5 protein-coding genes are annotated in these 15,265 nt (G+C 74.2%); all 5 read left to right on the top strand.

Translation table 11 applies throughout. From position 1 onward, the window contains the following. Window positions 1-18: 18 nt before the first annotated feature. Genes AMK25_RS19710 through AMK25_RS19690 form a run of 5 tightly spaced genes read left to right on the top strand, consistent with a single transcriptional unit; the run spans window position 19 to window position 15,246 of the window. Entirely contained in the window at window positions 19-5,469 is a 5,451-nt protein-coding gene (locus tag AMK25_RS19710; protein ID WP_073829799.1) for a type I polyketide synthase, read from the top strand. A 31-nt stretch (window positions 5,470-5,500) separates the two neighbouring features. Further along, window positions 5,501-6,454, top strand: coding sequence for a TauD/TfdA family dioxygenase (locus tag AMK25_RS19705; RefSeq protein WP_073829798.1), 954 nt, complete (start codon window positions 5,501-5,503; stop codon window positions 6,452-6,454). 1 nt (window position 6,455) lies between these two features. Continuing rightward, window positions 6,456-6,644 carry an MbtH family protein gene (locus AMK25_RS19700; protein ID WP_073829797.1) on the top strand — a complete coding sequence of 63 codons (189 nt, stop codon included), beginning with the start codon at window positions 6,456-6,458 and terminating at the stop codon, window positions 6,642-6,644. Beyond that, complete coding sequence (locus AMK25_RS19695) at window positions 6,641-9,760, top strand: non-ribosomal peptide synthetase (RefSeq protein ID WP_073829796.1); 3,120 nt, start codon at window positions 6,641-6,643, stop codon at window positions 9,758-9,760. The genes AMK25_RS19700 and AMK25_RS19695 overlap by 4 nt, the downstream gene beginning before the upstream one ends. Then, the gene (locus AMK25_RS19690; protein WP_073829795.1) at window positions 9,760-15,246 is read left to right on the top strand and encodes a non-ribosomal peptide synthetase/MFS transporter; all 5,487 of its coding nucleotides are present in this window, start codon (window positions 9,760-9,762) and stop codon (window positions 15,244-15,246) included. The genes AMK25_RS19695 and AMK25_RS19690 overlap by 1 nt, the downstream gene beginning before the upstream one ends. Window positions 15,247-15,265: the final 19 nt, after the last annotated feature.

Here is a 15,265-nt window from a genome sequence, read left to right as displayed (position 1 = left end):
TGAACTGAAGGAACCCCCATGCAGAACGACATTCCCGCCGACGACGGCCTCGAACCCATCGCCATCGTCGGGCTCGCCGCCCGCCTGCCCGGCGCGGCCGACGTCGACGAGTTCTGGCGCAACCTGGTCGACGGCGTGGAGTCGACGACCGAGCTGACCCGCGAGGAGCAGCTCGCCCGCGGCGCCCGGCCGGAGGAGGTCGACGACCCGGGCTGGGTCAACCGCGCGCCGCTGGTGGACGGCTACGACGAGTTCGACGCCGGCCTGTTCGGGATGACCGCCCGCGAGGCCGAGATCACCGACCCGCAGCACCGGCTGTTCCTGGAGACCTGCTACACCGCGTTGCAGGACGCCGGCTACGACCCGGGCCGCTACGACGGCGCGGTCGGCGTGTACGCCGGCACCGGCGGCAACACGTACCTGCACCGCAACGTGCTGCGCAACAAGCGGGTCGGCGGGAACCCGCACGGCGCGGTCTCGCTTGCCACCGGCAACTCGCCGAACTACGTGGCCACGAACGTGTCGTACCGGCTGGACCTGCGCGGCCCGAGCATGACCGTGCACACCGCCTGCTCCACCTCACTGGTCGCGTTCCACCTGGCCTGCGAGGCGCTGCGCAACGGCGAGTGCGACATGGCCCTGGCCGGCGGCGTCAACATCGAGCTGCCGCACGTCGGCTACCTCGGCATGGACGGCTTCACCTCGCCGGACGGGCGGTGCCGGCCGTTCGACGCCGCAGCGAACGGCACGGTGTGGGGCAGCGGCGTCGGCGTGACGCTGCTCAAGCGGCTCTCCGACGCGATCGCCGACGGCGACCACATCCGCGCGGTCGTGCTCGGCAACGCCATCAACAACGACGGCGCCGGAAAGGTCGGCTTCACCGCCCCCAGCATCGACGGGCAGACGGAGGCCATCGCCCAGGCCGTCGCGCTCGCCGGCGTCGACCCGCGCAGCATCAGCTACGTCGAGGCGCACGGCACCGGCACCGCGCTCGGCGACCCGATCGAGATCGCCGCGCTGTCCGCCGTCTACACCAGGGACACCGACGAGCGCGGCTGGTGCGGCATCGGGTCGGTGAAGTCGAACATCGGCCACCTCAGCCAGCCCTCCGGCATCGTCAGCGTGATCAAGACGGTGCTGGCGATGGAGCACGGGCTGATCCCGCCGACCATCAACTACGAGACGCCGAACCCGGCCATCGACTTCGCCGACACCCCGTTCTACGTGGCGAACACGCTGACCAAGTGGGACACCGACGGCGGGCCGCGCCGCGCCGGGGTCAGCTCCTTCGGCATCGGCGGCACCAACGCCCACGTGGTGCTCCAGGAGGCGCCCGCCGCGGAGCGGGACGAGCCGCCGGCCCGCCCGGCGCACCTGCTCCAGGTGTCGGCGAAGACCCCGACCGCGCTGGACGTCGCCGTGCGGCGGCTCGCCGAGCACCTGGAGGGCGGCAGCGACGTGGCGCTCGCCGACGTGGCGCACACGCTGCGCGTCGGCCGCCAGACGTACGCCCACCGCGCCGCCGTCGTGGCCGGCGACCCGGGCAGCGCCGCCGCCGCGCTGCGCGAGCGGCGCAAGGGCCACCGGGGCGTCGCCGACGGACCCGCGCCCCGGGTGGCGTTCCTGTTCAGCGGCCAGGGCTCGCAGTACGCCGGGATGGGCGCCGAACTGTACGCCCAGGACCGGGCGTTCGCCGCCGCCGTGGACGAGTGTGCCGACCTGCTCCGGCCCGAACTGGGCCTGGACATCCGGGACCTGATCCTCGGCCGCGACCCGGACGCGGCGGACAAGCTCACCGAGACCCGCTGGACGCAGCCCGCGCTGTTCACAGTCGAGTACGCCCTCGCCGTCGCGTGGCGGGCCGCCGGGGTCGTCCCGGCCGCGATGATCGGCCACTCCATCGGCGAGTACGTGGCCGCCACGCTCGCTGGCGTGCTCGACCTCGCGGACGCGCTGCGGGTGGTGGCCGCCCGGGGCCGGCTGATGCACTCCCTGCCGGCCGGTTCGATGCTGGCGGTCACCCTCGACGAGTCGGCGGTGATCGACCGGCTGCCCGCGGGCCTGTCGGTGGCCACCGTGAACGGCCCCGGCACGTGCGTGGTGGCCGGTGAGACCGCCCTGGTGGAGGAGTTCGCCGCGAGCCTGGGCGGCAAGAACAAGTCGAAGCTGCTGCGCACCTCGCACGCGTTCCACTCGCCGATGATGGACCCGATCCTGGACGAGTTCACCGCGCTGATGGCGACGGTGTCGCTGCGCGCCCCGGCGGTGCCGTTCGTGTCGAACGTGACAGGCACCTGGATCACCGAGGCGCAGGCCACCGACCCGGCGTACTGGGCCGCGCACCTGCGCCGCCCGGTCCGCTTCGGCGCGTGCGTGGCCACCCTGCTCGCCGAGGGCACCTGGGCGCTCGTCGAGTGCGGCCCCGGCCGGCAACTGGCCAACCTGGCCCGGATGCAGATCGCCAAGGCCGCCGAGGCGCAGCGCGCGCTCACCCCGCTGGGCAGCCTGCCCGGTCCGGGCGAGCAGACCGGCGACCTGGCCGCGCTGCTCGGCACGGCCGGCGCGCTGTGGTGCGCGGGCGTGCCGGTGCGGCTGCCGGCCGACCCGGACGCGCGGCGGGTGCCGCTGCCCACGTACCCGTTCGAGCGGCGCCGCTACTGGATCGACCCGGACCCGGAGCAGGGGGTCGCCGCGGCGCCCGCCGAGACCGGCCCCCGTCCGCTGCCGGAGTGGTTCGCGGTGCCGGTGTGGCGCCAGGCCGCCCCGGCCCGCACGGTCGAGCCGCTGGGCCGCTGCCTGGTGCTGGCCGACGGCCCGCGCGGCGAGGCGCTCGTGGCCGCGTTGCGCGCCGCCGGCGACGACCCGGTCGAGGTACGCGCCGGTGAGGCGTTCTCCGCCGGCCCCACCGGTTTCCGGCTGCGCCCGGGCGTACGCGCCGACGCGGAGGCGCTGGTCGCCGCGCTCGGCGCCGACCTGCCCCGCCGGATCGTGCACGCGTTCGCCCTCGACGGCGAGCCGGCCGGCATCGACGCGGCGGCCGCCTGGGCGGCCCAGGAGCGCGGCTTCTTCGGCGTGCTGCACCTGGTGCAGGCGCTCGCCGGCGCCGGTGTGCCGGCCGACGAGGCGGGCGTACGCCTGGACCTGGTCACCGCCGGCATCGGCGACGTACGCGGCGACGACCTCGTCCGCCCCGAGCACGCCACGCTCGCCGGCCTGGCCCGGGTCCTCCCGGCCGAGCTGCCCGGCCTGACCGTGCGGCTGCTGGACACCGACCCGGCCGCGCGCGGCGTGGCCGCCCTGGTCGCCGAGCTGCGCAGCCCGGTCGACGCCGAGCACCCGGAGGTGGCGCTGCGCGGCGACCGCCGCTGGCTCGGCGGCTACGAGCAGGTGAGCGTGGCCGCCGAGGACGAGCCGGGCGTACTGCGCGAGGAGGGCCGCTACCTGATCACCGGCGGTCTCGGCGGCATCGGCGTCACCCTGGCCGAGGACTTCGCCCGCCGGGCCCGCGCCAAGCTGGTGCTGCTGGCCCGCTCCGGGCTGCCCGAGCGGGACGACTGGGACGCGCACCTGGCGGTGCACGGCGGCGCCGACCGGGCCGGACGCGCCATCGCGGCGATCCGCCGGATGGAAGCCGCGGGCGCCGACGTGCTGGTGCTGGCCGCCGACGTCACCGACCCGGACGACCTGCGCCGGGTCCGCGACGAGGCCGAGCGGCGGTTCGGCGGGCTCGACGGCATCGTGCACGCCGCCGGCCTGCCCGGCGGCGGCATGGCCGAGGTCAAGGAGCGCGACGAGGCGCAGCGCGTGCTGGCCCCGAAGCTGGCCGGCACGCTCGCGCTGGCCCAGGTCTTCGGCGACCTGCCGCTCGACTTCGTCGTCCTCTGCTCCTCGATCACCGCGGTGATCGGCGGTTTCGGCCAGGTCGACTACTGCGCCGCGAACAACTTCCTGGACGCCTTCGCGCGTTCCGGGGCCGGGTTCCGTGCCCCCGTGGTGTCGCAGAACTGGGGCGGCTGGGCCGAGGTCGGCATGGCGGTGGAGACCGCCGCGCCGGCCGCGTTCCGGGCCGCCGGGCGGGACACCGTGACCACCGCGCTCACGCACCCGGTGCTGACCACGATGGTCGCCGGGCCGCACGGCACGGTGCTGCACGGCCTGGTCGCGGCCGACACCCACTGGCTGCTCGACGAGCACCGGATCGGCGGGGTGCCGGTGGTGCCGGGCACCGCCCACCTGGAGTCGGTGCGCGCCGCGGTGGCCGCCGCGCTGCCCGCGCCGGGCCCGGACGCCGCTGTCGAACTGCGCGACGTGGTCTTCCTGGAGCCGTTCTCGGTGCCGGACGGCACTGTGGCCCAGTACCGGGTCGAGCTGACCCCGGCCGAGGACGGCACCGACTTCACTGTCGCCAGCCTCGCCGCCGGCCAGGCGCGTACCCACGTGCGCGGCACCGCCGGATGGACCACCGAGGCGGCGCCGCCGGCAGCGGTGCCCGCCGTCGCCGGGCGGCGGGTCGACGACGACGCCTCGTTCGGCCGGGGACGCACCAGCATGCTGACGTTCGGCCCGCGCTGGGCGGCGCTGGCCGAGCACCACCTCGCCGACGGCGAGGAGCTGGCCCGCGTGCAGGCGCCCGCCGCCGCGCTCGGCGATCTGCCCTCGTGGGGGATGCACCCGGCGCTGCTGGACGTGGCCACCGCGTTCGGCCGCGGCCAGGGCTCCGGCACCTACCTGCCGCTGTCGTACGGCCGGATCGTGGTGCGCGGCGCTCTGCCGGCGACGTTCCACAGTCACCTGCGGCACCGGCCCGCCGCCACCGACGAGGTGGTCGCCGCCGACCTGTCGCTGCGCGACCCGGACGGGCGGGAGCTGGTCGCGATCAGCGACTTCGTGCTGCGCCGGGTCGACCAGGGCGCGTTCACCGGCAACCTGGCCGAGTCCCCGGCGGCGGACGCCGACGCCCCGGCGCCGGTGACCGAGGACATCCGCCCGGTCGACGGCGCGGAGGCGTTCCGGCGCAGCCTCGCCGCCGGGCTCGGCGCCCAGGTGGTGATCGCCACCCGCACCGTCGCCGACATCCGGCGCCGGGCCGCCCGGGTCACCACCGACAGCATCGCCGAGGAGACCGGCGCGCCGTCCGGCACGTCGGACGCCACCGGCGGCGGTTCGGCCGCACCAGGCACCGAGCTGGAGAAGACGATCGCCCAGGTGTGGCGCGACGGTCTCGGCGTCACCGACGTCGGCGTGGACGACGACTTCTTCGCCCTCGGCGGCAACTCGCTGGTCGCCGTGCAGCTGATCGCCGCCATGCGCAAGGCGACAGGGGTGCGGCTGCCGATGCGCAGCCTCTTCGAGACCCCCACGGTGGCCGGCCTGGCCGCCCGGATCGAGGAGCTGCGCGCCGAGGCGCCCGCCGACCAACCGGCCGCCCCGGCGGCGATCCCGGCCATCCCGCGGCTGCCCCGCGGCTGACACCCCGACGCAAACAAGGAGACACCGCACCATGAGCGAGACAACCGCGACGCTGCCGGTGGTCGTCGAGAGCGACGGCCGGGCGCTGACCGACCTGATCACCGCCCGGCGCGCCGAGCTGCGGGACACCCTCGTCGCGAGCGGAGGGCTGCTGTTCCGCGGCTTCGACGTGGGCGGCGTGGACGGCTTCGACCAGGCCGTACGGGCCCTGGCCGGCGAGCCGCTGACCTACACCGAGCGCTCCTCGCCCCGGCACTCCATCAAGGGCCGGGTCTACACCTCGACCGACTACCCGCCAGACGAGGAGATCTTCCTGCACAACGAGAACTCGTACCAGGCGCGCTGGCCGCTGACGCTGTTCTTCTACTGCGTCACGCCGCCGGACACCCGGGGCGCCACGCCGCTGGCCGACGTGCGCCGGGTGTACGAGCTGATCGACCCGGCGGTACGCGAGGAGTTCGTCCGCCGCCGCTGGATGCTGGTGCGCAACTTCCACGGCGACTTCGGCACCCGCTGGCAGGAGGTGTTCAACACCGAGAACCGCGCCGAGGTCGAGGCGTACGCGGCGGCGAACGGGATCACAGTGGAGTGGGTCGGCAAGGACGGCCTGCGTACCCGCGCGGTCCGCGACGTGGTGCACCACCGGCCGGGATCGGAGACCCCGCGCTGGTTCAACCACGCCACCTTCTTCCACCTGAGCACGCTGCCGAAGGACTACCAGGAGGGCCTGCTGGCCATGTTCGGCGCCGACGGGCTGCCGTCGAACACCTACTACGGCGACGGCGGCGAGATCCCCGCCGACGTCATGGACCACCTGCGCGCCGCCTACCGGGCGGCCACGGTCCGCTTCGACTACCAGCGCGACGACGTGCTGGTGGTGGACAACATGACCGCCGCGCACGGCCGGGAGCCGTTCACCGGCCCTCGCAAGATCGCCGTGGCGATGGCCGAGCCGCACACCCCCGACAACGCAGGAGCGAACTGACATGGCCGAATCCCGATTCCTTGTCGTCCGCAACGACGAGGAGCAGTACTCGATCTGGTCGGCCGACCGCGAGCTGCCCGCCGGCTGGCACGGCACCGGCTTCGCCGGCAGCCGCGAGGAGTGCCTGGCCCACGTGGACGAGGTCTGGACCGACATGCGTCCCCGCTCGGTGCGCGAGGCCCTCTCATGACGCAGGAGTGGACCTTCCCGGCCTCCTACGCCCAGGAGCGGGTGTGGATGGCCAACCAGCTCGACGCCGGGTCGCCGGTGTTCAACGTGTCCTTCCCGTGGCTGTTCCCGGCCGGCGTGGACACCGGCACGGCCAGTGACGTGGTCAACCGGGTTGTCGCCCGGCACGAGGCGCTGCGTACCCACCTGCGTGTGGACGACGGCGCGCTGGTGCAGGTCGTGCGCGCCCACGAGCCGGCGCCGCTGCCCGTCACCGACGTCACCCACCTGCCCGCCGGTGAGCAGCGAGGCGAGTTCGAGCGGATCCGCGGCGAGATGGCGCGGATGCCGATCCCGCTGGACGCGGCGCCGCTGTGGCGGGCCCGGCTGATCCGCATGGATGAAGGGCTGGCGCTGGCATTCGTGGCGCACCACGCCGTCTTCGACAGCCACTCGGCGGTGCTGTTCCACGGCGAGCTGGTCGCGTTCTGCGCGGCCGCGCGCACCGGCGCCGAGCCCGCCGTGCCCGAGCTGCCCATCCAGTACGCCGACTTCGCGGTCTGGCAGCGCCAGCAGCTCACCGGTGCGGAACTGGACCGGCAGCTCGCGTTCTGGACCGGCCACCTGGCCGGCGCGCCGCCGGTCACCAATCTGCCGCTGGACCGGCCCCGTCCGGCCCAGCTCGGCTTCGCCGGTGACGAGGTGCGCTTCACGCTGCCCGACGGGCTGCTGGACCGCGTCGGCGCGCTGGCCACCGGCGCGCAGGCCACCCCGTACATGGTGCTGCTGGCCGGTTTCGCGGCGCTGCTGTCGCGGGTCTCCGGCGACGCCGACGTGGTGGTCGGCGTCTCCACCGCGGGCCGGGACAACCCGGAGCTGACGCCGCTGATCGGCATGTTCGTCAACCCGGTGGCGCTGCGCTGCGACGTCTCCGGCGACCCGACGTTCGCGACGCTGCTCGGCCGGATCCGCAACGGCCTGATCGACGCCATGGAGCACGGGCAGGCGCCGTTCCAGAAGATCGTCGAGGCGGTCGACCCGCAGCGGGACCCGTCGGTGCAGCCGATCTTCCAGACCGCCCTGAACTGGATCCCGGACTCCGGCCTCGACCCGGTGGAGCTCGGCACCACGAAGGACGACCTGGCCTTCGACATCACCACCGGCGACTGCCGCCTGGTCTACCGCACCGACCTGTTCGACCGGTCCACGGCCGAGACGGTGGTCAGCCGCTACGTGCGGCTGCTCGCCGCCGCCGTCGCCGAGCCGGAGCGGACCGTGGCCGCGCTGCCGCTGCTCACCGACGACGAGCGTGACCTGGTGCTCGGCGCCTGGAACGAGACCGCCCGCGACGTGCCGGCGACCACAGTGGTCGACGAGGTGCAGCGGCAGGCCGCCGCCACCCCGGACGCGGCGGCGCTGGTCAGCGACGGCGTGACGCTGCGCTACGCCGAGCTGAACACCGCCGCGAACCGGCTGGCCCGGCTGCTGGTGGCGCGCGGGGCCGGCCCGGAGACCCGGGTCGCGCTGGCCCTGCCCCGCTCCTGCGACCTCGTCGTGGCGATGCTCGCCGTGCTGAAGGCGGGCGCCGCGTACGTGCCGGTGGACACCACGTACCCGGCCGGGCGGATCGCGTACCTGCTCGAGGACGCCGCGCCCGCGCTGGTGGTGGCCGACCCGGACACCGCCGCCCTGGTGCCCGGCGACGCGCTGGTGCTCGACGGCGAGGTGGGCTCCGACCAGCCCGGCGACGACCTCACCGACACCGACCGGATCGCCCCGCTGCGCCCCGAACACCCGGCGTACGTGCTCTACACCTCCGGCTCCACCGGCCGCCCGAAGGGCGTGGTGGTCGAACACCGGGCGGTGACCGCGTACCTGGCTTGGGCCCGCGCCACCTACCCGGGGCTGGCCGGGGTGACGCTGCTGCACTCACCGGTCTCGTTCGACCTCACCGTCACCGGCCTGCTCGGCACGCTCACCGCCGGCGGCACGGTGCGGCTGGCCGCGATCGACGACCCGGCCGCCCGCGCCGGCGGCCGGCCGGCCTTCCTCAAGGTCACGCCGAGCCACCTGCCGCTGCTCGACGCCGAGCTGTCACCGACGACCGACCTGGTGATCGGCGGCGAGGCGCTGACCGGGGAACAGCTCGCCGCCTGGCGGACCGCGCACCCCGACGTGGCCGTGATCAACGAGTACGGCCCGACCGAGGCCACAGTGGGCTGCGTCGCGGCCCGCATCGCCCCCGGCGAGCCGGTCCCGGTCGGTCCGGTGCCGATCGGCACACCCACCTGGAACACCCGGGCGCTGCTGCTCGACGCCGCCCTGCGCCCGGTGCCCCCGGGCGTGGTGGGGGAGCTGTACGTCACCGGCACCCAGCTCGCCCGTGGCTACCACGACCGGCCCGGGCTGACCGCCGAGCGGTTCCTGCCCTGCCCGTATGGTCCGCCCGGCGCCCGGATGTACGCCACCGGCGACCTGGCCCGCTGGCGCGCCGACGGCACGCTGGACTACCTGGGCCGCCGCGACGACCAGGTCAAGGTGCGCGGCATGCGCATCGAGCTGGGCGAGGTCGAAGCGGCGCTGCTGGCCCACCCGGACGTGCGCGCCGCCGCCGCGGCGGTACGCGCCGACGGCGGCGAGCCGATGCTCGTCGGCTACCTGGTGGGCCCGGCCCACGAGGACTCGGTCCGCGCCGAACTGGCCCGCGAGCTGCCGGCGCACCTGGTGCCGGCCGCCCTGGTCCGGCTGGACACGCTGCCGCTGACCCCGAACGGCAAGCTGGACCGCGCCGCGCTGCCCGCCCCGGCGGCGGCCGAGCCGGCCCAGGACAGCTACGTCGCGCCCCGCAGCGAGGCCGAGGCCCTGGTCGCCGAGGTGTACGCCGACATCCTCCAGGTGGAGAAGGTCGGCGCGCACGACGACTTCTTCGCCCTCGGCGGCAACTCGCTGCGCGGCATGCGGGCGATGGCCCGGATCCGCGCCGAGGTGGACGTCGAGCTGCCCATGCGGGCGCTGTTCAGCAGCCCCGTGGTGGCGGACCTGGCCGCCCAGATCGAACAGCGGATCGCCGCCGAGCTCGACGGGCTCTCCGACACCGAGGTCGCCGCGCTGCTCGCGGCGGAAGAGGGAACCAACTGATGACCGACCTGAAGGATCCGGCCCGCGAGGCGGCCCGGCAGGCGCTGATCGCCCGACGGCTACGCGCCCGCCAGACCGCCCCCGCGGCCCGGATCACCCCTCGCCCGGCCGGCGCCCAGGTGCCGCTGTCCTACGCCCAGGAGCGGGTCTGGTTCATGGACCAGCTCGCCCCGGGCGAGGCGGCGTACCACATCGCGGTGCCGCTGCGGGTGCGCGGGCCGCTCGACGTGGACGCGCTGCGCGCCGCCCTGACCGGGCTCGCCGAGCGGCACGAGTCGCAGCGCACCCGCTTCCCGGCCGACGCCGACGGCCGTCCCACTGTGGTGATCGCGGACACCGCGGACGTGCCGCTGACGGTGGTGGACGCGCCCGACGAGGCCGCCGCGCAGGCGCTGGTCGACGCGGCGGCGGCCGAGCCGTTCGACCTCGCCGACGGGCCGCTGCTGCGGGCGCTGCTGATCCGGCTCGCCGCCGAGGAGCACGTGCTGTTCCTCGCCCAGCACCACATCGTCGGCGACGGCTGGTCGGTGGACGTGCTGCTGCGTGACCTGATCACGCTCTACCGGGGCGGCGAGCCGCCCGCCCTGCCGGTCCAGTACGGCGACTTCGCCGTCTGGGAGGCCCAGGAGCTGGACGGCCCGCAGGCGCGGGCGCACGTCGACTACTGGAAGCAGCGGCTGGCCGGCATCACTCCGCTGGAACTGCCGCTGGACCGGCCGCGCCCGGCCACCCAGACCTACCGGGGTGACTTCGTCGAGTTCCAGCTCGACCCGGCGGCCACCGAGGCGCTCAACACGCTCACCCGCGACAGCGGCGGCACGCTGTTCATGACGTTGCTCGCCGCGTACCAGGTGCTGCTGGCCCGGCACTCCGGCCAGGACGACTTCGCGATCGGCGCCTCGGTCGCCGGCCGGTCCGCGCCGGAGCTGGAGAACCTCGTCGGCATGTTCATCAACATGCTGCCGCTGCGCGCCGACCTGGACGGCGACCCGACGTTCACCGAACTGCTGGAGCGCACCCGCCGCACCGTGCTGGACGGGTTCGAGCACGCCGAGGTGCCGTTCGCCAAGGTGGTGCACGAGCTGGGCCTGCCGCGCGACGTCAGCCGCTCCCCGGTGTTCCAGGCCATGTTCGTGCTGCAGAACTACGAGATGGGCCGGTTCACCGGCGTGTCCCGCACCGACGAGGTCACGTTCACCTGGACGCCGATGGAGTTGCGGGCCACCCGCTTCGACTTCGAGCTGCACGCGGTCGAGACCGTCGACGGGCTCTGGGGCAAGCTGGTCTTCAACACCGACCTGTTCGACCGGGCCACCGTCGAGCGGATGGCCCAGCGGTGGACCGCGCTGCTGGACGCGCTCGTCGCCGCGCCGGACACCCCGGTGTCCCGGTTGCCGCTGCTGCCCGCCGCCGAGCGGGAACTGCTGGCCGCCTGGAACGACACCACAGCCGACTTCCCGCGCGCGCAGACGCTGCACGGCCCGATCGAGGAGCGCGCCGCCGCCAACCCGGACGCGGTGGCCGTCACCATCGACGGGCACAGCCGCACGTACGCGCAGCTCAACGCGCAGGCCAACCGCGTCGCGCACCGGCTGCGCGCGGCCGGCGTCGGCCCGGAGACCCTCGTCGGGGTCTGCGCGGAACGCTCGGTGGAACTGGTCGCCGGGCTGCTCGGCGTGCTCAAGGCCGGTGGCGCGTACCTGCCGCTGGACCCGGAGTACCCGGCCGACCGGCTCGCGTTCATGGTCGGCGACGCGGACGCGCCGGTGGTGCTGGTCCAGTCGCACCTGCGCGACGTCCTGCCGGACACCGGCGCCACGGTGCTCGAACTGGACGACGCCGCGGTCTGGGCCGGCCAGCCCGAGACCGACCCGGTGCCCGCCGCCGGGCCGGAGCACCTGGCGTACGTCATCTACACCTCCGGCTCCACCGGCCGCCCGAAGGGCGTGCCCAACACGCACCGGGGCATCGTCAACCGGCTCGACTGGATGCAGAAGACGTACCGGCTCGGCGCCGACGACGCGGTGCTGCAGAAGACGCCTGCCAGCTTCGACGTGTCGGTGTGGGAGTTCTTCTGGCCGCTGCGCGCCGGCGCCCGCCTCGTGCTGGCCAAGCCCGGCGGCCACAAGGACGCCGGCTACCTGCGCGACCTGCTGGTGTCCGAGCGGATCACCACCGCCCACTTCGTACCGTCGATGCTGACGGTCTTCCTCGCCGAGGACGGGGTGGAGGCGGCGACCGCGCTGCGCCGGGTGATCTGCTCCGGCGAGGAGCTGCCGCTGGCCTCGGCTGTCGACTTCACCGCCCGGCTGCCCTGGTGCGGCCTGCACAACCTGTACGGCCCGACCGAGGCGGCGATCGACGTGACCGCCTGGGCGTGCGAGCCGGACCGGCTCGCGGAGGTGACGAGCGTGCCGATCGGCGCGCCGATCGCCAACCTGCGGCTGCACGTGCTCGACCCGTCCGGTGCGCAGTGCCCGGTCGGCGTGGCCGGTGAGCTGCACATCGGCGGTGTCGGGCTGGCCCGCGGCTACCACCGCCGGCCGGCGCTGACGGCGGAGAAGTTCGTCCCCGACCCGTTCTCCGGCGAGCCGGGCGCCCGCCTCTACCGCACCGGCGACCTGGCCCGCTGGGTGATCGGCCCGGACGGCGCCGGAGTGATCGAGTTCCTGGGCCGCATCGACCACCAGGTCAAGCTGCGCGGCCTGCGCATCGAGCTGGGCGAGATCGAGAGCGCGCTGCGCGAGCAGCCGGGCGTCACCGAGGCCACGGTGATCGTCCGCGAGGACAGCCCGGGCGACAAGCGGCTCACCGCGTACCTGGTGGGGGCGGCCGAGCACACCGCGTTGAAGGCGGCGCTGAAGGACACGCTGCCCGAGTACATGGTGCCGGCCGCGTTCGTCACGCTCGACGCGCTGCCGCTGACCCCCAACGGCAAGCTGGACCGCAAGGCGCTACCGGCGCCGGTGGTCACCCGCGAGGCGTCTGTGGCGCTTGTCGAGCCGCGCGACGACACCGAGCGGGCGCTCGCCGCGATCTGGTCCGAGGTGCTCGGCGTGGACACGCTCGGCATCGACGACGACTTCTTCGACCTGGGCGGGCACTCGATGCTCGCCACCCAGGTGGTCGCGAAGATCCGCAAGGCGGAGCTGGGCGGCCGGGCGGTCGGCGTGATGGACCTGTTCCAGCAGCGCACCATCCGCGACCTGGCCGCGTTCATCTCCGGTGACGCCGCCCAGGAGGGGCCGCGCCGGCTGCTCTACGAGCTGACCAAGCCGATCCCGGCGGCGAAGCGGGTGCTGACGTACGTCTGTGTGCCGTACGGCGGCGGCAGCGCCATCGTCTACCAGCCGCTGGCCGACGCGCTGCCGGCCGGGCACGCGCTGTGGTCGCTGGCCATCCCCGGCCATGACGTCGGCCTCACCGAGGACGCGCTGCCGTTCGAGGAGCTGACCAGCCGGGTCGCCGACGAGATCCTGGAGCGGGTCGAGGGGCCGATCGCCCTGTACGGCCACTGCGGCGTGGGCAGCGCGATCGTCGCCGAGGTGGCCCGCAAGGTCGAGGCGGCCGGCCGGGCCCTGGAGGCCGTCTACATCGGCGCGATGTTCCCGTTCGCCCGCCCCAAGGGCGTCTTCTCGGCCGCCCGCAACAAGCTGGAGCAGCTGCGCAGCAACAAGCACTACGCGAGCTGGCTCAAGTCGATGGGCGTGGACACCGACGAGCTGGACCCGGAGCAGGCCGACCGGATCATCAGCAACATGCGGGCCGACTCCCGCGCCTCGGAGGAGTACTTCACCCGGCTGCTGGACCAGCAGGCGACGAAGCTGCGCGCGCCGATCGTCTCGGTGGTCGGCTCGGAGGACCCGGTCACCGACTACTACCGCGAGCGGTACACCGAGTGGCAGTTCCTCAGCGACACGCTCGGGCTGGTCGTGCTCGACCAGGCCGGCCACTTCTTCCTCAAGTACCGCGCCGGGGAACTGGCCGAGATCGTCAGCCAGACACATCCCGCCGTGACGGCCGGCGACGTCAGCGCGCTGACGCCGGAGGCCCGGGGTGAGGACGCCGGCTGGGCGGTGGCGGACACGCTGCGCGTGGGCGTGACCCGCAAGGTCAGCACCGCGGTCAAGCCGAGCATGGGCCGCTTCCTGGCCATCACTGTCGGGCAGCTCGTCTCCAGCACCGGATCGGCGCTCACCGCGTTCGCGCTGCCGATCTGGCTGTTCAACCGCACCGGCTCGGTGGCGAACCTCGGCCTGCTCTGGGCGCTCGCGCTGATCTGCGGCGTGCTCATGCTGCCGGTGGCCGGCGCGCTGGTCGACCGGGTCAGCCGGCGGCGGATCATGATGACGGCCAGCTGCTTCGCCGGATCCGTCCAGCTGGTGCTGGCCGCCCTGCTGTGGACCGACAACCTGGTGCTCTGGCACATCTACATGCTGGTGGCGCTGAGTTCGGTGGCCGGGTCGTTCCAGCGGATCGCGTTCCAGTCGGCGGTGCCGCAACTGGTGCCCAAGCGCTACCTCGGGCACGCCATGGGCATCACCCAGCTGTCCACCGGTGTGGCCACGCTGCTCATGCCGGCGTTCGCGGCCGGCCTGCTCGCCACCATCGACCTCAAGGGCATCCTGCTCGTCGACGTGGCCAGCTACGTGCTCGCGGTGCTCACCCTCGCCGTGGTCCGCTTCCCGGACATGCTCGGCTGGCGGCCCCGGGAACGGCTGCTCGTGGCCATCGCCAACGGGATGCGCTACTCCTGGCGGCACCGCGGGTTCCGGCTGATGCTCGGCTACTTCGCGCTGGGCAACATCTTCCTGGCGCCCGCGCTGGTGCTCATCACCCCGCTCGTGCTGTCGTTCGGCAGCCCCACCCAGGTCGCCCAGGTCGCGCTGGCCGAGGCGGTCGGCGCGGTGCTCGGCGGCGTGCTGATGTCGCTGTGGGGCGGTCCGCGCAAGCGCCGGATGATCGGCGTGCTGATCGGCAACCTGGGCACCGCCATCGGCTGCATCCTGATCGGCCTGGACGCGTCGGTGGCGATGATCTGCGTCGGCTTCTGCTGGCTGGCCATGTCGATGACCACCGCGCAGTCGATCTACGCGACGATCGTGCAGGTCAAGGTGCCGCAGCGCTTCCACGGCCGGGTGTTCAGCCTCAACCAGACCATCTCCTGGTCCACGCTGCCGATCGGGTTCGCGCTGCTCGCGCCGGGCGCCACCGCGCTGTTCGAGCCGATGCTCGCACCGGGCGGGTCGCTGGCCGGCACTGTGGGCGCGGTGATCGGCACCGGACCGGGCCGGGGCATCGGCTTCGCGTACATCTGTTTCGGCGCGGCGCTGGTCCTGGTCACGCTCGGCGGGTTCGCGATCCGCCTGCTGCGCCGCTTCGACATCGAGGTGGAGGACTCCCTGCCGGACGACCTGATCGGCGCCCAGGAGCGCGAGAAGCGCCTGGCCGCCAAGGCCGAGGAGAAGGAACTCGTCTCGGTCTGACCCTGTCGATCAAGGAGTT

This window comes from Micromonospora sp. TSRI0369 (assembly GCF_001905625.1).
Classification (GTDB): domain Bacteria; phylum Actinomycetota; class Actinomycetes; order Mycobacteriales; family Micromonosporaceae; genus Micromonospora; species Micromonospora echinospora_A.
This window is presented reverse-complemented; position numbering and strand designations above follow the sequence as displayed.